This is a genomic window from Methylocapsa acidiphila B2 (assembly GCF_000427445.1).
Classification (GTDB): domain Bacteria; phylum Pseudomonadota; class Alphaproteobacteria; order Rhizobiales; family Beijerinckiaceae; genus Methylocapsa; species Methylocapsa acidiphila.
This window is the reverse complement of sequence record NZ_KE386496.1, coordinates 870557-892313: the sequence shown is the minus strand read 5'-3', so window position 1 is coordinate 892313 and position 21757 is coordinate 870557. Positions and strand designations below refer to the sequence as shown.

At 61.3% G+C, this 21757-nt stretch carries 21 protein-coding genes and 1 tRNA gene; 10 read left to right on the top strand and 12 right to left on the bottom strand.

Features of this window, described 5'->3' with window-relative positions; translation table 11 throughout:
- Positions 1-30: 30 nt before the first annotated feature.
- From METAC_RS0105760 to METAC_RS0105730, 7 genes are all read left to right on the top strand, one after another.
- Positions 31-636: an anthranilate synthase component II gene (locus tag METAC_RS0105760; protein ID WP_026606286.1), complete on the top strand. Its 606-nt coding sequence runs from the start codon at positions 31-33 to the stop codon at positions 634-636.
- A 9-nt stretch (positions 637-645) separates the two neighbouring features.
- Positions 646-1716: an anthranilate phosphoribosyltransferase gene (gene trpD / locus METAC_RS22525; RefSeq protein ID WP_051335409.1), complete on the top strand. Its 1071-nt coding sequence runs from the start codon at positions 646-648 to the stop codon at positions 1714-1716.
- The gene (gene trpC / locus METAC_RS0105750; protein ID WP_026606285.1) at positions 1713-2555 is read left to right on the top strand and encodes an indole-3-glycerol phosphate synthase TrpC; all 843 of its coding nucleotides are present in this window, start codon (positions 1713-1715) and stop codon (positions 2553-2555) included. Before trpD ends, trpC begins: the two co-directional genes overlap by 4 nt.
- Before the next feature lie 44 nt (positions 2556-2599).
- The gene (moaC, locus tag METAC_RS0105745) at positions 2600-3091 is read left to right on the top strand and encodes a cyclic pyranopterin monophosphate synthase MoaC (RefSeq protein WP_026606284.1); all 492 of its coding nucleotides are present in this window, start codon (positions 2600-2602) and stop codon (positions 3089-3091) included.
- Positions 3088-4311, top strand: coding sequence for a molybdopterin molybdotransferase MoeA (locus METAC_RS0105740; protein WP_026606283.1), 1224 nt, complete (start codon positions 3088-3090; stop codon positions 4309-4311). The genes moaC and METAC_RS0105740 overlap by 4 nt, the downstream gene beginning before the upstream one ends.
- Positions 4312-4581: 270 nt before the next feature.
- Positions 4582-5283 (top strand): aquaporin Z, encoded by a 702-nt coding sequence (aqpZ, locus tag METAC_RS0105735; RefSeq protein WP_026606282.1) that lies wholly within the window; start codon positions 4582-4584, stop codon positions 5281-5283.
- A 210-nt stretch (positions 5284-5493) separates the two neighbouring features.
- Positions 5494-6525, top strand: a complete 1032-nt coding sequence (locus METAC_RS0105730; RefSeq protein WP_026606281.1) for a cysteine synthase A — start codon at positions 5494-5496, stop codon at positions 6523-6525.
- An 11-nt stretch (positions 6526-6536) separates the two neighbouring features.
- Here the strand turns inward: METAC_RS0105730 and scpB are convergent, their stop codons facing one another.
- From scpB to METAC_RS0105700, 5 genes are all read right to left on the bottom strand, one after another.
- The gene (scpB, locus tag METAC_RS22520) at positions 6537-7331 is read right to left on the bottom strand and encodes an SMC-Scp complex subunit ScpB (protein WP_051335408.1); all 795 of its coding nucleotides are present in this window, start codon (positions 7329-7331) and stop codon (positions 6537-6539) included.
- Between the two features lie 12 nt (positions 7332-7343).
- Entirely contained in the window at positions 7344-8147 is an 804-nt protein-coding gene (locus METAC_RS0105720) for a segregation and condensation protein A (protein ID WP_026606280.1), read from the bottom strand.
- Between the two features lie 148 nt (positions 8148-8295).
- Entirely contained in the window at positions 8296-9771 is a 1476-nt protein-coding gene (locus METAC_RS0105715; protein ID WP_084143468.1) for an SPOR domain-containing protein, read from the bottom strand.
- A gap of 233 nt (positions 9772-10004) precedes the next feature.
- A complete protein-coding gene (gene argS / locus METAC_RS0105705; protein WP_026606278.1) occupies positions 10005-11777 on the bottom strand; it encodes an arginine--tRNA ligase in 1773 nt (590 codons plus the stop codon).
- Positions 11778-11891: 114 nt separating this feature from the next.
- Entirely contained in the window at positions 11892-13109 is a 1218-nt protein-coding gene (locus tag METAC_RS0105700) for a deoxyguanosinetriphosphate triphosphohydrolase (protein ID WP_026606277.1), read from the bottom strand.
- Between the two features lie 142 nt (positions 13110-13251).
- On the opposite strand from METAC_RS0105700, the gene erpA reads away from it, so the two are divergent.
- The 3 genes from erpA (at position 13252) to METAC_RS0105685 (ending at position 16186) form a co-directional block, all read left to right on the top strand.
- On the top strand, positions 13252-13596 hold the full coding sequence (erpA, locus tag METAC_RS0105695) for an iron-sulfur cluster insertion protein ErpA (RefSeq protein ID WP_026606276.1): 345 nt from the start codon (positions 13252-13254) through the stop codon (positions 13594-13596).
- Positions 13597-13864: 268 nt separating this feature from the next.
- On the top strand, positions 13865-15814 hold the full coding sequence (locus METAC_RS0105690; RefSeq protein ID WP_026606275.1) for a hypothetical protein: 1950 nt from the start codon (positions 13865-13867) through the stop codon (positions 15812-15814).
- Between the two features lie 141 nt (positions 15815-15955).
- Positions 15956-16186, top strand: coding sequence for a hypothetical protein (locus METAC_RS0105685; protein ID WP_026606274.1), 231 nt, complete (start codon positions 15956-15958; stop codon positions 16184-16186).
- A gap of 356 nt (positions 16187-16542) precedes the next feature.
- On the opposite strand, the gene METAC_RS0105675 is transcribed toward METAC_RS0105685, so the two are convergent.
- From METAC_RS0105675 to plsX, 7 genes are all read right to left on the bottom strand, one after another.
- The gene (locus METAC_RS0105675) at positions 16543-16779 is read right to left on the bottom strand and encodes a hypothetical protein (protein ID WP_026606273.1); all 237 of its coding nucleotides are present in this window, start codon (positions 16777-16779) and stop codon (positions 16543-16545) included.
- A 254-nt stretch (positions 16780-17033) separates the two neighbouring features.
- Positions 17034-17333: a DUF6525 family protein gene (locus METAC_RS0105670; RefSeq protein WP_026606272.1), complete on the bottom strand. Its 300-nt coding sequence runs from the start codon at positions 17331-17333 to the stop codon at positions 17034-17036.
- 165 nt (positions 17334-17498) lie between these two features.
- Positions 17499-17576 (bottom strand) — tRNA-Pro (locus METAC_RS0105665).
- Between the two features lie 86 nt (positions 17577-17662).
- Positions 17663-18256 carry a MerR family transcriptional regulator gene (locus tag METAC_RS0105660; protein WP_026606271.1) on the bottom strand — a complete coding sequence of 198 codons (594 nt, stop codon included), beginning with the start codon at positions 18254-18256 and terminating at the stop codon, positions 17663-17665.
- A gap of 112 nt (positions 18257-18368) precedes the next feature.
- Positions 18369-18683, bottom strand: a complete 315-nt coding sequence (locus METAC_RS0105655; protein WP_026606270.1) for an integration host factor subunit alpha — start codon at positions 18681-18683, stop codon at positions 18369-18371.
- A 380-nt stretch (positions 18684-19063) separates the two neighbouring features.
- A complete protein-coding gene (locus tag METAC_RS0105650) occupies positions 19064-20056 on the bottom strand; it encodes a beta-ketoacyl-ACP synthase III (protein ID WP_026606269.1) in 993 nt (330 codons plus the stop codon).
- Between the two features lie 29 nt (positions 20057-20085).
- Complete coding sequence (gene plsX / locus METAC_RS0105645) at positions 20086-21180, bottom strand: phosphate acyltransferase PlsX (protein ID WP_026606268.1); 1095 nt, start codon at positions 21178-21180, stop codon at positions 20086-20088.
- Positions 21181-21757 lie beyond the last annotated feature (577 nt).

Genomic DNA, 21757 nt, shown 5'->3' with positions numbered 1-21757 from the left:
CAAAACAGCCGTCCCGGGGACAGTTCATCCATGACCGCGATCACGCTCATCGATAATTACGACAGTTTCACCTGGAATCTCGTGCATGGCCTCGGGTCGCTCGGCGCGGAAGTCGCTGTGCATCGCAATGACAAGACGACCGTCGCCGAGATCCTTGCGGACTCACCCGACGCCATCGTCCTTTCTCCAGGTCCGTGTCGGCCGAGCGACGCCGGGATCTGTCTCGATCTCATCAAGGCGGCCGGCGCGACGATTCCAATATTCGGCGTCTGCCTCGGTCATCAGGCCCTAGGGGAAGCCTATGGCGGCGAAGTTGTCCGAGCGCCGACTCCCGTCCATGGCAAGATGGCGTCGATCTCCCATCAGGGCGAAGCGGTTTTTCGTGGCATCAACGGCCCTTTCCAAGCCGTGCGATATCATTCATTGGTTGTGAAAGCGGAGACCTTGCCGGATGACTTGGGCGTCACGGCGGAGACCGACGGCTTGGTGATGGGCCTGTCGCATCGGCGCTATCCCGCCCATGGCGTGCAATTTCATCCCGAAAGCATTGCTTCCGAGCACGGGTTGCGGATCTTTCAGAATTTTCTCGATTTGGCGGCGCAATGGAACAAGACCCAAAGGCGGGCCGGACATTGAGGCTTTGATATGGACGCGTTCAAGCCGCTGATCGCCAAGGTCGCGACAGGCTCGAGCCTGACCGAGAGCGAGGCGGAGGCGGCGTTTCATCATATTTTTTCGGGCGAGGTCACCCCGGCGCAGCTCGGCGGCTTTCTTCTGGCCTTGCGCGTGCGCGGCGAAACCGTCGAGGAAATCTCCGGCGCGGTCATGGCGATGCGCGCGAAAATGCTGGCGGTCGAGGCGCCGACTGGCGCGATCGACATTGTCGGGACCGGCGGCGACGGCCACGGCACTTACAATGTCTCGACCTTGGCTTCCCTGATCGTCGCAGCATGCGGCGTGCCAGTGGCGAAGCACGGCAATCGGGCCGCTTCCTCGCGCTCGGGCGCGAGCGACGTGCTCTCGGCGCTGGGCGTCCGAACCGGACTTCCGCCTGAAGAGGTTGCCGCCTGCGTCGCCGAGGCTGGCATCGGCTTCATGATGGCGCAGACGCATCACGCCGCCATGCGCCATGTCGCGCCGGCGCGAGCCGAACTCGGCGCGCGGACGATTTTCAACCTGCTCGGTCCGCTCGCCAATCCGGCCGGCGTCAAGCGGCAACTCCTCGGCGTTTTTGCGGCGCGCTGGCTCGAGCCGCTGGCGCAGGTCCTGCGTCGCCTTGGGTCGGAGAGGGTTTGGCTCATCCATGGGACCGACGGGCTCGATGAGGCGACCACCACCGGTCCGAGCTTCGTCACCGCTCTCGAGGGCGGCGCGATCCGCTCTTTCGAGATCACGCCCGAAGCGGCCGGGCTGCCGCGCGCGTCATTGTCCGATCTCATCGGCGGCGATCCCGCGACCAATGCAGCGGCGCTCAAGTCGGTGCTGGACGGAGCAAGGACGCCCTATCGGGACATTGCGGTCCTAAACGCGGCGGCCGCGCTGGTGGTCGCCGAAAAAGCCGTCGACCTCCGAGAGGGCGCGGCCCTGGCGTCCGAAGCCATCGATCGAGGCGCCGCCGCCGACACGCTCGCCAAGCTCGTGAAAGTCTCCAACCGCTCCGCAACGCGTCCCGACGCATTCGTTTCCTCAGGCCAGCGCGACAAGGTGAGCTCATGACCGACATCTTGAAAACGATCGAGGCCTATAAGCGCCGTGAAATCGCTGCGGCGAAAGTGCGGATGCCCTTTGAGACCTTGGAGCGCAAGGCGCATGATCATGATCCGCCGCGCGGCTTCCTCAAGGCCATCGAGACCAAGCACGAGACGGGGCATCTGGCGCTGATCGCCGAGATCAAGAAAGCCAGCCCCTCGAAAGGATTGATTCGCGCCGATTTCGATCCCCCCGGGCTCGCCCGCGCCTATGAGGCCGGCGGCGCGGCTTGTCTTTCGGTGCTGACCGACGGGCCCTCGTTTCAGGGCGATCTGGGGGATCTTGAAACGGCGCGTCGCGCCACGCATTTACCTTGCCTGCGTAAGGATTTCCTGTTCGATCCTTATCAAGTTTATGAAGCGCGCGCCAACGGCGCGGACTGCATCTTGATCATCATGGCCTGCGTCAGCGACGAGCAAGCGAGCGCACTCACCCGCGCCGCGCATGATCTTGCCATGGATATTCTTGTCGAGATCCATGAAGAGGTCGAGCTCGCCCGCGCGTTGCGGCTGGAGACAAAACTCGTCGGCGTCAATAATCGCGATCTGCATACGTTCAAGACGTCGATCGAGGTTTGCGAGAGGCTCGCGGAAAAAATTCCGTCTGACCGGATCATCGTCGGCGAAAGCGGTATCTTCACGCATCAGGATTGCATACGCTTGCAAGCTCATGGAATATCGACATTTCTTGTCGGTGAGGCCTTGATGCGTCAAAAGGATGTGACGGCGGCGACCCGCGATCTCCTGATCGGGCCTTTGCCGCAGGCCGAGCATGCGGCGGACAGGCGTGAACATGGCCGGACCTGACGGCGCGCGTCTTCGCGCGATGCAATTGCGGCGATAAGCATCCCATGACTAGGCTCACGCATCTTTCGCCCGAGGGCGAAGCCAATATGGTCGATGTTTCTGGCAAGCCCGCGACCGAACGCGTCGCCATCGCCGAAGGTCGGATCGTCATGCGGGCGGAGACGCTCGAGCTCGCCCTCTCCGGCGACGCCAAAAAAGGCGACGTCTTGGCCACCGCGCGGATTGCCGGAATCATGGCGGCAAAGAAGACCCATGAGCTCATCCCGCTCTGCCACCCGCTCGCTTTGACGAAAGTGGCGGTCGATTTCACGCCCGACGCCTCACTGCCCGGCTTTCATGTTCGCGCCCTCGCCAAGGTCTCGGGTCCGACCGGCGTAGAGATGGAGGCTCTGACCGCCGTCTCGATCGCTTGCCTGACCATCTATGACATGTTGAAGGCCGCCGACCGCGGCATGCGGATCGAGGCGATTGGGCTCACGCAAAAGTCGGGAGGAAAGTCGGGAGATTGGGTCCGCGCGGAGGTTTCGCCGCAATGAACGTCTCGGCGGCGATCTCGGTGGCCGAGGCGCGCGCGCGCATCCTGGCCGGCGTCTCTCCGGATCGCCCGACCGAGCTCGTTCCGTTGGCGCGCGCTTATGGCCGCACCTTGGCGGAAGATCTGGCCGCGACGCGCACTCAGCCGTCCAAAGCGGTGTCCGCCATGGACGGCTACGCCGTGCGCGCCGTCGATCTTGCAGTATTGCCGACCAAGCTGCGCCAGATCGGGGAAAGCGCGGCCGGCCATGGTTTTTCGGGCCGACTCGGGGCGGGCGAGACGGTGCGGATCTTCACTGGCGCGCCTTTGCCGGACGGGGCCGACGCGATCCTCATGCAAGAGGACGCAAAGGCGGAGGACGGCGTGATCGAGCCGTTGCGCAACGTCGGCGCCGGCCGCTTCATTCGTGCGAAAGGCCTCGACTTTACCGCCGGAGAAACCCTGCTTCGGCGCGGAACGCGCCTCGGACCGTCGGAAATGGCGCTAGCCGCCGCGATGAACCATGCCGAAATCAAGGTCGCTCGCCGCCCCCGGGTCGGCATTCTCGCGACCGGAGACGAACTCGTCGCTCCGGGTGGGGCCATCGGTCCGGATCAGATTGTCGCCTCAAATTCTTTTGCGGTCGCGGCCCTCGTGGAAGCAGCTGGCGGCGAGCCAATTGACCTCGGGATCGCGGCGGATGCGCTCGCCGCGCTCGAGGCCAAAATCCAGGCCGCGCGCGACGCCGGCGCGGACGTTCTTGTGACCCTGGGCGGCGCATCGGTCGGCGATCATGATCTTGTCAGGCCGGCTCTCGCCAAGGAGGGCATGGAGTTCGGTTTCTGGCGCATCGCCATGCGGCCGGGAAAGCCTTTGATCCACGGCCGGCTCGGCGGCATGGCGATTCTTGGCTTACCGGGCAATCCCGTCTCGACCATTGTGGCCGGGTTGCTTTTCCTTTCGCCGCTTGTGCGTGCCTTATCTGGCGATCCGACCGCGGCGGATGATCCAAGTGAACCCGCGGCGCTGGGCGAAGCCATTGGTGAGAACGACGGCCGTGAGGATTATCTCCGGGCGGCTCTGAGCGCATCCCCCGATGGATTGCCGACTGCGACGCCGTTCAAGGCGCAGGATTCTTCGCTTCTTGGAGTTCTCGCGCGGGCGCAATGCCTCCTCATTCGCGCGCCACACGCGCCGGCGGCCGAGGCCGGCGAGCGCTGCCGCATCATTCGCCTGCCCTGAGCAACATTTTCCGATGGCCTCGGTCCGAGCTTCGAGCGCGGCTCGAAAGGCCAATTAAATCCGAAATGTGGGAACCTTAGGCCTGGCGTCAGAATTGAGGATGCACATCATTTTCTAAGCTTCGCGCGGCGATGTCGGGCTGCTTCGTTTTCAGCCGTCATTAGACTGACAAGCGGAATTCTGCGGGCCGCATTTCGGCGGGCTGTAGAGAGGCGATCGCTGGGTGGGATCGCCAAGAATTTCATTATGGCTTTTGGGGAGGCGGCGGCAATGGGTCTTTTGAGGCGCACGAGCGCGGAATTTCTCGGTACCTTCTGGCTTACTTTCGGCGGCTGCGGCGCCGCGGTCCTCTCGGCCGCCTACCCAGAATTAGGCATTGGCTTCATGGGCGTCGCCTTCGCTTTCGGCCTCACAGTGCTGACGGGGATCTATGCCGTCGGCCATATTTCAGGGGGACATTTCAATCCGGCTGTCACCGTTGGGCTTTGGACCGCCGGGCGCTTCTCGACCTTGGAGGTCTTGCCTTATGTCGTAGTCCAAGTCATCGGCGCGGTCGCAGCGGCGGCGGTTCTCAAGATCATCGCGCAAGGCCATCCTGGTTTCGTCCTCGGCGGGTTCGCCTCGAATGGCTATGGCGAGTTGAGCCCCGGACATTACACGCTCCTGTCCGCCGCCGTCATCGAACCGATTTTGACCTTCTTCTTCTTGATCGTCATTTTGGGCGCGACGTCGCCGAATGCGCCAGCCGGATTCGCCGGGATCGCCATCGGCCTCGCCCTCACCCTCATCCATCTCATCTCGATCCCGGTCACCAACACGTCGGTCAATCCCGCGCGCAGCACCGGGCCCGCACTCTTCGCAGGCGCAGCCTATATCAAGCAGCTTTGGTTTTTCTGGGCCGCCCCCATTGGCGGGGCGGTGATCGCAGGCCTCGTCGGCCGCCTGCTCTATCGGGAGCCACGCAGCCTATAAAAAGCCAAGCGCACGCGCCCGCGCTTGTTATGATTTAGCGATTCCGCGGGAATAAGCGGCCAAGCGGATCCGGAGCATAAGCACTCCGGATTTTGCGTTTTCGTCAAGCTTTCTACCCTTGCGCCGCTTGCTTGGCATGGGGCTTGATAGCTCGACAGGGCGCACAGGTCCGCTTTACAGTATTTCGATAAAATTACAGGACTTCCTTTCATGAGCTATGCGGCAAATGTGATCGACGCGATCGGCAATACGCCTCTCGTCAAGCTGAGGCATGCCTCCGAGGCCACCGGCTGCAACATACTAGGCAAGGCTGAATTCATGAATCCGGGCGGGTCGGTGAAGGATCGCGCCGCTCTCGCCATTATTCAGGATGCGGTCAAGCGCGGCGCCTTGAAGCCGGGCGGGCTGATCGTCGAAGGCACCGCCGGAAATACCGGAATCGGTCTCGCGCTTGTCGCAAATGCGCTCGGCTATAGGACCGTGATCGTCATTCCGGACACGCAGAGCCAAGAAAAAAAGGACCTGCTACGCCTACAAGGGGCCGAACTGATCGAAGTGCCCGCCGTTCCCTATTCCAATCCCAATAATTACGTGAAGCTATCCGGCCGGCTCGCTGAAAGGCTTTCCAAGGAAGAGCCTTCAGGCGCGATCTGGGCTAATCAATTCGACAATGTCGCCAATCGCCAAGGTCATCTGGACACCACCGGTCCGGAGATCTGGGCCCAAACGGAAGGCAAGGTCGACGGCTTCACCTGCGCCGTTGGCACGGGCGGGACGCTCGCCGGCGTCGCCATGGCGCTCAAGGCCAAGAACGCCAACGTCAAGATCGCCATTTCCGATCCTTTGGGCGCGGCGCTCTTTTCCTATTACACGACAGGCGAATTTAAATCATCCGGCTCCTCGATCACCGAAGGCATAGGCCAAGGTCGGATCACCGCCAATCTCGAGGATGCGCCGATCGACGTCGCCTACCAGATCACAGACGAGGAGGCGCTGCCGATCGTCTTCGATCTCTCCGAGCACGAAGGGCTTCTACTGGGCGGCTCGTCCGGGGTTAATGTCGCCGGCGCGATCCGCCTCGCCAAGGACCTCGGACCAGGACATACGATCGTGACTATGCTCTGCGATTCCGGCGCGCGCTATCAATCGAAACTCTTCAATCCCGAATTTCTGCGCTCGAAAGGCCTCCCCGTCCCTGGTTGGATGGAGCGCAAGCCTTCGATCAAGCCGGATTTCATCTGATTGCGGGATCGTCACCCATCCGAGGGCTGATCCTCGTCTGACGAAAGCGCAGCATCGTCAGCTGGCGCGGCCGCCTCGGAGGCCTCCAACGTCGTCGAAAGCGCAGCGGCTGGAGCATCGGCCGGCTCGTCGGTCAGCGGATCCTCGTCCGCCGCGAGCTCCTCAGCATCCGATGGTTGAGGAATGCGCAAATCCGTCGGCAGACGACCGTCGAAAAGCCCCGCCCCTTTCAGTTCCTCGAGCCCCGGAAGATCGGTGATGGCGTCGAGCCCGAATTGGACGAGAAAGCCCTGGGTCGTGCCATAGGTGATTGGTCTGCCCGGCGCGCGCCGTCTGCCGCGCAGACGAACCCAACCAGTCTCGAGCAGAACGTCGAGCGTCCCTTTTGAAATGGCGACGCCGCGAATATCCTCGATCTCGGCCCGCGTCACCGGCTGATGATAGGCGACGATCGCCAGCGTCTCGAGCGCGGCCCGAGAGAGTTTCTTCGGCTCGCCCTCGCCTGCCGCTAGGAGCCAAGCGAGATCCGCCGCCGTGCGAAACATCCATTTGCCGCCGACGCGCGCGAGGTTCACGCCGCGAGCGCTGTAATCCGCTTGCAGTTCCACAAGAGCGGCTGACACGGACACGCCGCGTGGCATGCGCTTCTCGATGTCTCCCTCCGAGAGCGGCTCCGAAGCTGCGAACAAAAGCGCCTCGGCAATCCGAATAGCTTCAGCCAAAGCCGCGTCGCGCTCTTTAGGCGCGACGAGAGCAAGGGCCTCGCCTTGGCCGCTTGGAAAAAGTCTGGCGATTTCCGCCACCATGGTTCCCCTCTTTTAGTCGCCGACAGCGGCCGGATACTGTTCTGAAGCCGGCCCTTTACGTTTGACCCAAAGCGGCGCGAAGGCCTCGTCTTGACGGATCAGAATGACGCCCTCGCGCGCCATTTCGAGTGAAGCCGACAGAGTGGACGCCCGCACCGTCCTGCGAATCTCGGGCGTCGCGCAATAGTCCAAAAGAAATTGATCGAGCGCGGTCCAATCCAGGGCCATGCCGGCCAGTTTCTCCATTTCGCCACGCGCCTGAGCGAGCGACCAAACGAAGCGTTGCCTGACTGTCACACGCGTCAAAGCATGTTTCTGGCGCCGCTGCGCATAGGCCGTCAGAAGATCGAAAATGCTCGCCCGCCATAGCGGCGCGGCTGGTTCATCAATCGATTCCGGCCGCCCGCGCGCGAAGACGTCGCGCCCGAGGCGAGGCCGGTTCATCAGCGCATCGGCGGCGGCGCGGATCGCTTCGAGCCGACGCAGCCGCATCTGCAAGGCTTCGGCGAGCTCTTCCGCCGGAGGCTCCGAACCTTTTTCAACGCGCGGTAAAAGCAGGCGAGATTTCAGATAAGCCAGCCAAGCCGCCATGACGAGATAATCGGCGGCGAGTTCGAGCCGAAGGCTGCGGGCGGCCTCGACGAATTCGAGATATTGCTCGGCTAGGGCCAGAACCGAAATTTTCTGAAGATCGACCTTCTGTCGCCGCGCGAGATCGAGCAGAAGGTCCAAAGGCCCTTCGAAGCCTTCGACATCGACTACAAAGGAGGCGTCGGCCCTCCCTTGATCGATATTTTGCTCGAACTCTGAGTCCAACGGACGTGCTCCCCGCCGGAAAAACTCCCGGCGTCGAGACTTTGACGGGTTCACGCGGGCGTCGCAACACGGCTCGCGCGCTCCACCCGCCTTTCCACAAGCTTGTCGCTAAGTCGAAGCCACGCGGCCGTGCGCTCCGGCGATCGCTTCAATTCTTGGCGACGAAGCAGGCGCCGCCACCACCCTGGATCTTTTGGCAGAGCGCCACGGCTTCTTCATGCGACAAGTTCGGGACGCGGACGCGATAGACGGTCTTGGCCCCGACAGCCGCCTTGCGAATCGCCGGATGGAATCCCGCCAATTGACTGCCGAGCTTCTTCATCAGACGAGTCTGGATATCGCGCGCTTCTTGCTCTGATTCGGGCGCCGCCAATTGCACCGCAAAGGCTCCAGCGGCCGCCGTCTGAGCCGCCTTGGACGGCGCGGCTCCTGGGGTGGCCTCGGCCACTTGGACCGGTGCTGCATTCGCCCCGGCGCTCGACGCTCGCTGGCCCGATTCGGCGGCCGCAGCAGGTTTGGGCGTCGTGGCGACGCGGGCGGTGGACTTGGGCGTTGCGACTCGGCTTGCGTCCCCTGCGGCGCGTTGGTCTGCCTGCGGCGCGCGCGCTACCGCAGATGGCGGCGGCTTGTCATTTGGCAAAATCGTTAGGTCGGGCCGGACGGAGACGGTTCTAACCTTTTTGGGCTCGATCAAGCTGGTTATGCTGAGCGGCTCACGTTGCGCCTGAGCCCGCGGTTGAGTCGGCTCCGGCGGCGGCGGAACCGGCACGCTGGCCGCCCCAACCATCGCTCCGTCGTCGGAGCGCCCCCGCCCGCCCGCATTCGCGCCATATGGATCCTTATCGGCCTTCGAAAGATCAACCGGCTGCTCGACGTTATTCGCGAGAGAAACCGGCATCGGTTGCGAATTTCTGTTCAGGATGGACGCATCCTGAGCCGGGGCGTCAGCGGTCGCGTTGGCCTCAGGCTGAATCTTCACCGGCCCGTCCGCCGCTCGGATGGTCGCGATTTCCCGTGGACCGGAGACGCTGCCTTTGAACGCGAAACTGGCGCCGATGCCGACGATGCCGACGACGATAATGCCCGCCATGAGATAAAGCGGCTTTTTGGAGCGGATTTCGTCGTCGCCGCCGTCGCGCCCATGCGCGCCTTGGCGGCCCTCGTCCGCCCAATGCGTCTCATTGAAATCCTTCTGGCTGAAGGCGTCGAGCGTGTCGCGCTCCGAGAAAATCGACTGAGGATCCTGGCGGCGCGCCCCGAGCAAGCCCGCTTCTATCGCCGCGAAATCATCGCTCGCCTGCGCATCATGCAGGTCGAAATGCCCCCTCAGATGCGAGTCCTGCGGGTCGGCGTCCTGAAAATGCTGGTCGTGAAAATGGGCGTCCTGCAGATGAGCCTCTCGAGAATGAAGGTCCGGGAATTCACCCTGGTCCCAGAGCTTCTCCCCCTGATGTGGCGGCGGCTCGAACACGGATTTGAATGGGTCTTCCCGCCCGCCGGAAAGGCGCGCGAGCTCGACAAGCGGATCATCGCCATGCCGCTCAACCGCCTTCGGTTGGCGCAAGCGTCGTTCAAATTCCTCTAAATCGATCAAGGGACGCCGTTTCGCAACAGGCTCGCGCATGTTCTTCTACCTCCTGCCGCTTTGGCGTCTCGGGCCGGTTCGCCGCTCTCGACGTCGCCGCGATTGTGGAGCCCGCTGTCGGCTTCGCCCATAGGGTCGACGCGCATTGCGGACGCTACTCCTCGCCGGCGAACTCCAGCGCCGGCAAGCCTCTGGCCTCTCCGCGCCGCGAGTTCAGCTCTCGGCGCGCACCAATCAAGAACAGTCCAATCAAAAACGTGAAACGATCTAAACTATCGCATTTCGTCTGGGGCGCCGACTCCCAAAACGCCAAGCCCAGACTCAAGGACCGTCGCCAAAGCACTTACTAAAGCTAGCCTTGCAACCGTAAGATCTGGCTGTTCTTCATTAAGAAATCGTAATTGTGGTCGATCTTTGCCGCGAGTCCAGTGCGAATGCAAGCTTGACGCCAGATCATGCAGATAGAAGGCGATTCTATGCGGCTCATGCGCATGAGCAGCCGCCTCGATAACGCGCGGAAATTGCGCGATGAGCCGGATCAATTCTTGTTCGCCCGGATCGATCAAAAGGCCGAGATCCGCCCTGCCGAGCGCGCCGGCTGACAGATCGAGTCCGGGAATTATCGCAAGTCCCTGGCGCAAAGCCGATTTCGCTCGCGCATGGGCATATTGGACATAGAAGACCGGATTGTCCTTTGACTGCTCGATGACTTTTGCAAGATCGAATTCCAACGGCGCATCGTTCTTGCGAAAAAGCATGATGAAGCGCACGGCGTCGACGCCGACTTCGTCGACGACCTCGCGCAAAGTGACGAAATCGCCCGAGCGTTTGGACATTTTCACCGGCTCGCCGCGACGCATTAATTTGACGAGCTGACAAAGTTTCACGTCGAGACTGACGCCCCCATCTGACAAGGCGTCGACCGCGGCATGCATGCGTTTCACATAGCCGCCATGATCGGCGCCCCAAATATCGATGAGGACGGCGTAACCGCGATCGATTTTGGCTTTGTGATAGGCGATGTCGGATGCAAAATAGGTATAGGCGCCGTCCGATTTCAGAAGCGGCCGATCGACGTCGTCGCCGAAAGAAGTCGACCTGAACAAGACCTGCTCGCGATCCTCCCAATCCTCGATCGCCTGCCCCTTGGGCGGCGCGAGGCGTCCCTCATAGACGAGACCGCGCCGCCGCAGTTCGGCGATTGCGGCAGCGACTTGGTCGCCGTCCGGACCTCGGGTCAGCGAGCGCTCCGAAAAAAATACTTCATGCGCGATGTTGAGCGCCGCGAGATCGTCTTGGATCATCCCCATCATGGCGTCGATCGCCGTCGCGCGGACGTCCTCCAGCCATTTGCTTTCGGGAGAGGCGGCGAGCCGGTCGCCATATTTTTCCGCGAGAGCCGCGCCGACGCTCTTCAGATAGTCACCGGGATAGAGGCCTTCAGGGATCGCTCCAATCGTCTGGCCCAACGCCTCGCGATAACGCAAATGAGCGGAGCGGGCGAGCACGTCGACCTGGGCGCCGGCGTCATTGATATAATATTCGCGCGTCACGCAGTTGCCGGCGAATTCGAGCAAATTGGCGAGCGCGTCGCCAAAGACCGCGCCGCGGCCATGGCCAACATGCATGGGGCCAGTCGGGTTCGCCGAGACATATTCGACATTGACTTTCAGGGCGCCGCCGCCGGCCGGCTTGCCGAAACGCGGGCCCTGATCTAGCGCGGCCTGCAAGACGCGCGTGAAGACATGAGGCCTGACCCGAATATTGATGAAGCCGGGCCCGGCCACTTCCGCTTCCGCGACATCGGGATCCTCCGCGAGTGCGACGGCGACCTCAACGGCGAGTTGGCGCGGATTGAAGAAAAAGGCTTTGGCCTCCTTCGCATAGACCATTGCCGCGTTGGAAGCGAGATCGCCATGCGAGGGGTCGCGCGGCGGCTCGACCACGAAGCGGCTTAGATCGAGATCCTTCGGCAAACGGCCGCTGGCGACGATCCTTTGCAAGATTTCCGCGATGCGGTCGTGAAACTCGGCGAACAGGTTCATTTGGTCCAACTCTGCATGACGAGCAGCTTTAGCTAAGATAAAAAAATATCTTGATCAAAGTGTTATAGCGTATCTTTGAATTGAAATTTCAAGCTCCGGCGTTGCTGGCGCGCTCTAACGCAAATCGGGCGCCTGGTCAAAAAGCCTGCGATGTTCGGCGACGGCATAACGATCGGTCATGCCTGCAATATAATCGCAGACGAGACGCGCGCGTCGTGCCTCCTCAGGGCCGATCCTCGCCGCCGCCTCGGCCCATTCCTCGGGCATCAAATGCGGCGTCTCGAAAAATCTCGGAAACAGGTTTCTGATAACTTCCGCCGCCTGATCGCGAATGCGGGTCAGGCGATGGTGCCGATACATGTTTTTGTAGAGGAAGCTTTTGATCATCCGATCGACGCTTGTCGTCGCCTGCGAAAATCCGATCACGGGCAGACTTTGGGCGCGGACGTCCGATGCGCCGGCGACGCCGGTCGCCGCGATGCGCCGCCGGCTCTCTTCGATCGCATCCTCGATGAAATGGGTGATGAGGCGGCGGACGATCTCGTGAACGACGCGGGCGGGCTCCAATCCTGGATGAAGCGATTCGATTTCACTTCCGATATCACGAAGGAAATCGACCTCGGCGATTTGCGAAAAATCGATCAATCCGGCGCGCAGGCCATCGTCAATGTCATGCGCATTATAGGCAATGTCGTCGGCGAGGCCCGCCGCCTGCGCCTCGGCGCTTGAATGATGCGAAAGATCGAGCGGCTGAACGGCGTCGAATTCGAGGATCGCCACGGGAAGCCCGCGCTTGGCGTAGCGTCCGAGCGGATCGCCATTTGGCCCTAAGAGCGGCCCATTATGCTTGACGAGCCCCTCCAAGGTTTCCCAGGTCAAATTGAGCCCGTCGAAAGTCGCATAGCGCCTTTCCAGCTTTGTCACGATCCGCAGCGCCTGCGCATTGTGATCGAATCCTCCATAAGGACCCATCAGCTCGTCGAGAACGTCCTCGCCAGTGTGTCCGAAGGGCGTATGGCCGAGATCATGCGCGAGAGCCAGCGCCTCGGCCAGATCGTCGTCGAGGCCGAGGGCGCGGGCGAGGGCGCGGGCGATCTGGCCAACCTCGATCGAATGGGTGAGCCGCGTGCGAAAGTGATCGCCTCCATGCGGGACGAAAACCTGCGTCTTGTGGGCGAGCCTGCGGAAGGCGGTTGAATGGATGATTCGGTCGCGATCGCGCTGGAATTCCGTTCGGGTCGGCGAACTCGGCTCGACGATCTGCCGGCCGCGCGTTTGCGTGGCGTCCGCGGCATAGGGCGCGCGCTTAGGCAAAAACTCAAAAGCCGGCATGAATTCCGATTCCTTTTTCCGGCTTATTGTGGTCGCCGGGCCCGCGTCATATGTTCCCTATTCAATATCCAGGCAAGCGCCCCCATCTTTAGCATGAGTTTTGCTTGCTAATCTGGGCAAATATCCAGCAGAGGTTTTCAATATGACTGAAGTCGCCCTCGAAGCCCCTGTCGAACTGACCGTCGCCGCCGCCCGCCGGGTGGCCGAGATCTTGAAAACAGAGCCAGAAGGCTCGTGTCTGCGTGTCGGGGTCGATGGCGGAGGCTGCTCCGGCTTTACTTATACGTATAACGTCACGACCGAACGCGCCGAGGACGATCTCGTACTGGAGCGGGAGGGCGCAACTGTCCTGGTCGATCAGATTTCGCTTGAATATCTGCGTGGTTGCCGGATCGACTTCATCGACGATCTGATGGGCCGGATGTTCAAGATCAGCAATCCTGCCGCCACCGCCTCCTGCGGCTGCGGCTCGAGCTTCGCAGTCTAGGCCCTTCCCAACGCCCAGCTTTGCTAGCGGCGGGACTCGGTCGCTAGCTCTTTTCCTAGGTCCACGCCAGTCGCAGGCTGAGAGCCCGCATGATGGATATTGCGGCTCGTGAGTTCCACGTCGCAAAGCTGACGTGACGGTGGCGCTGATGAGAACTCATTCCACACAGCGCGGGACGGAGCGAGACCAGCGCCGCTTTGTGCTATGATATGTTATCAATGCTAATCTAGCGACATTCCGTCGCCTCCTTCGGCCCGCGAGAGGTTCGATGCGCTGGAAGACCGTCGCCCGCGTCGGAGCCTGTCTTTGCGTTGCGGCCGCCGGAGCGATCGGTTCGGTCGATATTCTTGCCGACCGGGTGGTCCGCGCCGCATTCGACCGCGTCGGGGCGCTCGGCAAGTCACCCACGGCAGATCAGGTCAGCGTCGAGTCTGGCGCTCTGCTCCTGCGCGGCCTCAAATGGACGATGGCCGGCGCGTCGGTTCGCATCGGATCTGTTCGGCTCAGTCCTGACGCCAAGAATTCGTTTTTGGGTGGCTCGGCCTGGGCGCTCGATGCCTCTGGGTCTCTGAGCCTCGAGAATGTCGCGATCGACACGGCGTTCGAGAGCTTCAAGATCCGCCGCATCGATCTCGCCGGCGCGTCCAACTCCGCCGGTGAATTGGCGCTGATTTTTGATCCTCAAAGCTCGACGCCGTTCGCCGATAGGCTCGCCGGCCTCTCGGCGGCGACTGTCGCGATTCCCGAGCTTATCGCCTCGACGAAGTTCGCCTCCATCGAGCAAACAACGACCTATCGCGACATTTTGCTGAAGGACGTCGTCCGAGGCAAGGCGGCCGCCGTAACCGTCGAGGGCGCGAGCTTTTCGATCAACGGCGCGGAACTCGGTGAATCCGAGGGCGCCTATGGACGCATGATCGCGAAAGCCGTCGATCTCGTCCTCGCGGCGCGGATCATGGCCGGCTCGATATCCGATCCGGCGGAAGCCAAGTCGCTGCTCTACGATGAAGCCGAGATTGAAGGGTTTCATCTTTCAAACACGCGCGCTCATTTCGAGATCGGAGCCGGTGCGATAAAGGCGGCCGGCGTGCGCGGCCGGCCAATGCGCGCGGACCGCGCCGGAGCGGCTGCTGATGCGGTGCAAGAGGCAGAGAGGTCATTCCCTTCTTTTTATGCCGATCTTTTCGATTCGGTCGCAATCGACCAGCTGAAAATCAGCGATCTGAAATTCAACGCGGACGGCGATCGACCGGCGCGTGTCTCGATCGGCGAAATTGCGATCAAAGGTTTCCGAGACCGCCGGATCGAAGCGCTGGAAATCGAGAATTTGGATTTCGCGTCGCATGCGGCCAAGATCGGCGTCGAAAAGCTGGCTTTTCAAGGGATCGGCGTCGCGCGATTGCAGAATGCGCTCGGCCCAATGCAGGGAAAGAGCCTAGAGACCGCGGTGGGCGCAGTCGGTCCTGATTCGGCCCCCCCTTTTGAGGTGCTGGCTTTGAACGGCCTCCACGCGGCCGTGGCGGATGCGAGGCCGGGGCGTGAAGGATCTCGCTGCGAGTTCGCTGCTAGCCGGCTGGAATTTCGCGGCGCCTATCACGCGGATGGGGCTCCTGCGCGGATCGACGCTTTGCTCGAGCATTTAACCTATAGGCTCGATCAAGGCGGCGACGCCGCGCCAAAGGCTCTCGCCTCTATGGGCTATTCGGAACTCGACCTCTCGAGTCACATCGCGATGGCGTGGGATGAGAAGAGCCGCGACCTCGCCGTCGAAACGATCACATTTCAAGGCGCCGATATGGGAAGCCTGCGGCTCTCCGGGCTTTTGAGCAATGTGTCGCGGGATCTCTTCACAACCGAGCGGACGACGGCGATCGTCGCCGCCTTGGCGGCGACGGTGAAAAAGATCGACTTATCTATTGAAAACACAGGTTTTTTCGACAGACTTCTAGTCTCGCAAGCTGAGCGGCAACATAAATCCATCGCCGATATGCGCCGGACCTATGCAAGAGCGGCGGGCGTCTACCTGCCGATGCTGCTTGAAAATGGACCAGCGGCGCAAACGATCAGCGCTGCGCTGGCCCAGTTTATCGCGAATCCAAAGACATTTCACATGGTCGTGGCGGCCCCCGAGGGCCTGAGCCTCGCGGACCTGACTGCGATCCAGGCGCCAGGTGCGCTTTTGACCAAGCTCCAGGTCGAAGCGACCGCCAATGAATAGACGCGGGTTACTGCAAGCATTCTCCGACGCGCCGTAAGACCGTTCGACTTTTTCATTTGGAAGACCTGCTCTGGTCTGGCTTAAGTCGTCAACCTGGTGTATGTCGCCTTTGCTTTCAATCTCTAAGCCAGGAGGCAAGACATGGCTTTACCACGGTTAGAATTTCAGGTTGCTGGAAAAGACATCGAAGCTTTTACTCTTGATGATCTCAGCAATGGTAGCTATGAGGTAATGTTCATCGACAAATCGACACAGAAGGGATTGGGCAGCTATACAGTCCAGAATCAGAAATTCAAAGAAAAGGGTGCGACATATGACATCGCAAAATTCTTTGAATTTGTCGTTTCTGATTTCAAGGCAACCAATGGCTGACGGCTACGGGGTTTAATCCATCGCTATCCGTGAAACAGGCTTTCATCGATTTGGCCAGCCCCCGCGCGCCAAGCGAGAAAGCCTGCTCGGCTCCATTGGACGCTCTCGTAAATAGCGCCCTTCTCGACTGCGCCTATTTGCCGGCGTGAACATTGGCAACGGAGTCCAGGGCCGAGGGTGTTGCGGTTGAGCCGCGTCCCCGGACGCCTCTGGAAAGCTTCATATGCTTAAGTTCTGACGTTTCGGCAACTGGCCCGAATGCGTTCATTCGTTAGAACGCGTCCAAGGCCATGATCCAGGCCGCGCGCGTCAGGCGGTCAAGGCGCGCGGCAGTCAAGCCATCAGAAGGCCGGTAATCAGTCGACTTCGCGGTAGGGCCCCGCCTCGCCGGGCTTCAGGCCGAGCTTCTCAAAGGTCTCTTTGGGAAGATCAATGACCATTGAAACGATATGATCATCGTTCAGATTGAACGTCTTAATCACGTTCAAGACCGCGTCGTCCTCCTTGGGCACCCAGGAAGCATAGAGCTCCACTTCCTGCTCCCCTTCGGCGGGATTTCCCGAGGTCACCTGTATCAGCCATCCTTCGAACATTTTATATTTCCCGTATTCGCGCCTTTGGAGGCCCAATCTTTAAAGGCCGCATGAGCTGTTCTTACGACCGGTAGTCCGATGATTTGAATATTCTAACCGTTCCGATCCTATCTATATCCGGGATGTCCCGATTGCGCTGCGCGAGACGGCGCTCATAATCCGAGACATCTATTTGGCATTAAGCAGAGAGCAAGAACGGCGCCGCCTCTGCAACGCCCAAAGCGCAAATTGCGTCTCCCCGCAAGCTCCGCGCCTCAACGATTCCACCAATAGCCGCCGGACCGCGCCGGATAGTGGTAGTATCTTAGCCAATTCGCTTGGACACTGCGCGCGGCGCCCGGATGATCCGGCCCATACATCACATAAGCGTCGATCGGAAGCCTCCGCTGCTCGTCATCGAGGATGCGCGCAATGACGCCTTCGGCGGCCGCCCCGACTTCGAGGGCTGAGGCGACCAAGGTCGCATCCCAGTCGAATGCGGCGTTAGCGAGCGTGGCTCTAAGCGACGCGGGCAAGCGGTCGAAGCAATCGAGCTGCTTTTTCAAATTCCTCATGAGCAAACTCGGCCGGAACGGATTCGACCGCGCGGCCAGTCGGCGCAGCGGCCCCGTCTTGCAAGCAAAACCAAGGCCGCAGCTCTCGCCCGAGAGAAATTTTGTGAGTGGAACGGATCGGTTCAGCGCGAAACGGCGCGCTCCGGGATCGAGCCGGAATAAAGATGGTCGGAGTGGCGGGATTCGAACCCACGACCCCTAGTCCCCCAGACTAGTGCGCTAACCGGGCTGCGCTACACTCCGACTGCGGCGGTTATAGAGAAAGCTGGACGGGCGCGCAACGTTTCGCCGTGATTTCGCGCAAGGGCGACGAAAGCCCGACGCGTCGCTTATGGCCGGCGAACCATCGCTAGGACGCGCTCGCATTCCTCCAATTCGGCGACGGCGGCCCGGAGGATGGCGACATCCTTGATGAGCAGGGAACTCGGCCAAGCCATCTCTGGACGGGCGTCCCCGTCACTTGCTCCCGCGGCGCTTGCAAGATTGCTGTACGCCGGCCGTCTATCGTCCGAGGCCAACGGCTCGATCTCGTCGTTCGGGTCCTGCGCTTCATCATCGCGCCAGGCCGCGCCCGCCCCGCGATTCGCCTCGCTTAGTGCCGTCGACGTCTTCGTCGCTCCGGCCACGGCTAATCCCGGGCCGCCGTCCTCCGGCGGTTGGCCGGCGGCGGCGACGGCGCGGGCGCCCTGCTCCCGAAACAGCCGCTGCACGCCCTTGATCGTGTAGCCTTCGGCATAAAGCAGACGCTTGATCGCACGCAAAATCTCAATGTCGTGCGGGCGGTAAAAACGGCGACCGCCGGCCCGCTTCAAGGGCTTTATCTGGGAAAAGCGCGTTTCCCAGAACCGAAGGACATGTTGCGGCAGGCCGAGATCTTCGGCGACCTCGCTGATGGTCCGAAAGGCTTCGGCGCTTTTCTCCATCTTGCAGGCGCTCCGGCGAACGTATGGCGAGGCCGGTACGACGGCGCTCGCCACTCTGCGTCATGATTCACGGAAAAGCGACCGGGCGCGACGTCTTACCAAAGATCAGAATCTAATCCGCCTCGTCCGGCGCCGCATGTCCGTTGATCCGGGCCTTGAGCACGCTCGAAGGCTTGAACACCATGACGCGGCGTTGCGTTATCGGCACTTCAATTCCGGTTTTCGGATTGCGTCCGATGCGTTCCGATTTGGCCCTTACCACGAAGGAGCCGAAAGAGGAAAGTTTGACTGTCTCACCGACGGCCAAGGCGTCGGCGAGCTCGGAGAGCACCATTTGAACCAAGACGGCCGATTCCTTGCGCGACAATCCCACGCTGCGGTAAACGGCTTCCGCCAAATCGACGCGCGTGATCGTGCGCGAGCCCATGGGCGCCAAAGAATCCTTTGCCGGTTTGGCGGGCTGCGCCTCATGCTCCCCGGCAGCGGACATGGCTGCAATTTTTGTCATTCTTCATTCTCGAAAATCGGTCCGTCCACACCCAGCTGAACGGCTTGCGCGCAGCGCAACAAATCCGATGACGCGACCCCAACCAACAGCCGCCAATTGGCGGATGAGGCTGGGCAATCTCTCGTCGTCAGTGCAAATCCATGAGCCGTTAAGGTCTTTCGGAACTTGCGACAGGAATATGACTTTTGCGCGCAATAATTATTGGATCATTTTTACCACAAATGCGCGATTTTCGAAGTTTGGTACAAATTTCATGTCAAATCAAGGCGTCTCGGAGTCTCGGCGATTCCTTGTCGGCCTCACCAGCGGATCAGTGCGGAAGCCCATGTAAATCCACCGCCCATTGCTTCAATCATCACGAGGTCGCCCGCTTTGATCCGACCATCGTCGCGCGCTACGGCGAGAGCCAGAGGAATTGAAGCTGCTGATGTGTTGCCGTGCAGATCGACCGTAACGACGACCTTGCTCGACGCAATCCCGAGCTTCTCGGCCGAAGCTTCGATAATGCGCCTGTTGGCTTGATGCGGCACGAACCAATCGAGCTCCGCGGCAGTCGTGCCTGTCGCTTCGAATGCTTCCGTCACGACGTCCGCGACCATTCCGACTGCATGGCGAAAGACCTCGCGGCCCGCCATCCGCAAATGGCCGACGGTTTTCGTAGTAGAAGGCCCGCCGTCCACATAAAGCTTGTCGCGATGGCGTCCGTCCGAGCGAAGGTGAGAGGTAAGGACGCCGCGATCTCGCGCTGTCCCATCCCCCGGCCGGGACTCGAGGACCACCGCGCCCGCGCCGTCGCCGAAAAGCACGCAAGTCGAGCGATCGCTCCAATCGACGAGGCGCGAGAAAGTCTCGGCGCCGACGACCAGGGCCCGGCGATGCGAACCTGAGAGAAGAAATTTGTCCGCGGTCGCCAAAGCGTAGACGAACCCCGAGCATACCGCCTGCACATCGAAGGCCGCGCCATGGTTCATCCCGAGCGCGGCTTGGATCTGGGTGGCGACCGACGGAAAAGTGAAGTCCGGCGTGGATGTCGCCACAATGACGAGATCGAGATCCTCAGCCGTCAAACCTGCGTCGGCAAGCGCGGCCCTGGCCGCGTGAAGGCCGAGCTGAGAGGTCGGCTCGTCCTCGGCGGCGACGTGACGCTGCCTGATGCCGGTCCTCTGCACGATCCATTCGTCGGTTGTCTCCAGCACCTTTTCGAGATCGGCGTTGCTGACGATGCGCTTGGGAAGATAGGAGCCAAGCCCAACGACGACGGAACGAAGCCTGCCTTGCGCCGCATCGGTCACAATAGTTGATCCATAAAAACCAAAGCCTCTTATATTCCCGACTGCGCTGCTTGCGCAGGCTTTTCCTCATCGGCCGTTGAAATCTTCGGCGGCCAGGCTTGCCCATCATGAGACCGAGCGAGCGCCGCCCGGATCCTGCCGAGAAGCTGATGCCGGGCGATCGTATAGCCGATTTCAATGGCGACAGCGGTTCCGACGACGTCCGCGCCGCCGTGACTTTTGATCACCACGCCTTCGAGCCCGAGCAACACCCCGCCGTTGACGTTGCGCGGGTCCATTTTCGCTTTGAGCGCCGCGAAGGCGCGCCGGGCGAAAAAATAGCCGATCTTGGACATGAAATCGCGCCCGAGCTCGTCGCGCAGATATTTTGCCATCTGATTGGCGGTTCCCTCCGCCGTCTTCAGAGCGATATTGCCGGCGAAGCCTTCGGTGACGACCACGTCGGCGACGCCGCGCCCGATGTCGCCGCCTTCGACGAAGCCGAGATAATCAAGGTCTGGAAGCGCGATCTGACGCAAAAGCCGCGAAGCCGACTTCACCTCCTCGATCCCCTTGATCTCCTCGACGCCGATATTCAACAGCCCGACCGTCGGGCGCTCGACCCCGAGGACAATGCGCGCCATCGCTGCGCCCATGATCGCGAGATGGACGAGATGCTTCGCATCGGCCCCGATCGACGCGCCGACATCGAGCACGATGCTCCGGCCGCGAATGGTCGGCCAGATCCCTGCAATCGCCGGCCGGTCGATATTGGGCATCATCCGCAAACAGGTCTTGGCCATCGCCATAAGCGCGCCTGTGTTGCCGGCGGAAACCGCGGCGTCGGCGTGATTTTTCTTCACCGCATCGATCGAAAGCCACATGGACGATTCCCGCCGCCCCGCGCGAAGGGCCTGGCTCGGCTTGTCGTCCATGCGAACCGCGACGCTCGTATGATGCAGAGTGGAAACAGCGGCGAGCTTCGGAAGGGCGTCGAGATGCGGCCGGATCTGGGCCTCGTCGCCGAAGAATATGAATTCCATATCCGGGCGGCGATCGAGCGCGAGCGCGGCGCCCGGAACGATCACCTCAGGGCCATGGTCTCCGCCCATGGCGTCGAGCGCTATGCGAACTGGCTTCGTCATATTCATATTGCCGCGGACTCCGGGCGACGGAGGAAGATCTCGCAGTCGCCGCCTAGCGAAACCAATGGGACTGACGGAATTTGGCTCATCCGCGGATCTCGTGGCCCGGGGATCTCAGCAGGGCGGCGAGGAGAAGCCGCGTCAGGTCCAAAAAGGAAGTCTTGGAATCGGTCGTTTTTACGAGCGCGGCCATGCCTCTTCGTAAATGCGCCGAGACGAGAACGCGCAACGCGATTCGACCGCCATTGGCCGCCGGCGCCGCGCGAGGAAAGAAAAGTTCTGACGACAACGCTCGCTGCATGCGCATCTTGGTTTTGGCCCCTCGCTTTCGCAGCGAGGTTCGTTCGGGGCGGCTTTCGTCTATGCGCGGCTGCGCAGCCGAAACAGTCGGAGCGTCGCGCAGGTCTTTTCAACTCGAGCCGTGGGGGATTTGGCCAAGCGATTTTTCCTTTAATCATTCGGTTCGATGCGCACCTTCTGACGCGTAGCTGTGGACGCGCGCCACGATGGCGCTTTGGAGGTGCGGCGTCCCTTGGCCGCTTCAATCATGGGTAAACACTGGGAAATCCCTTTTGTT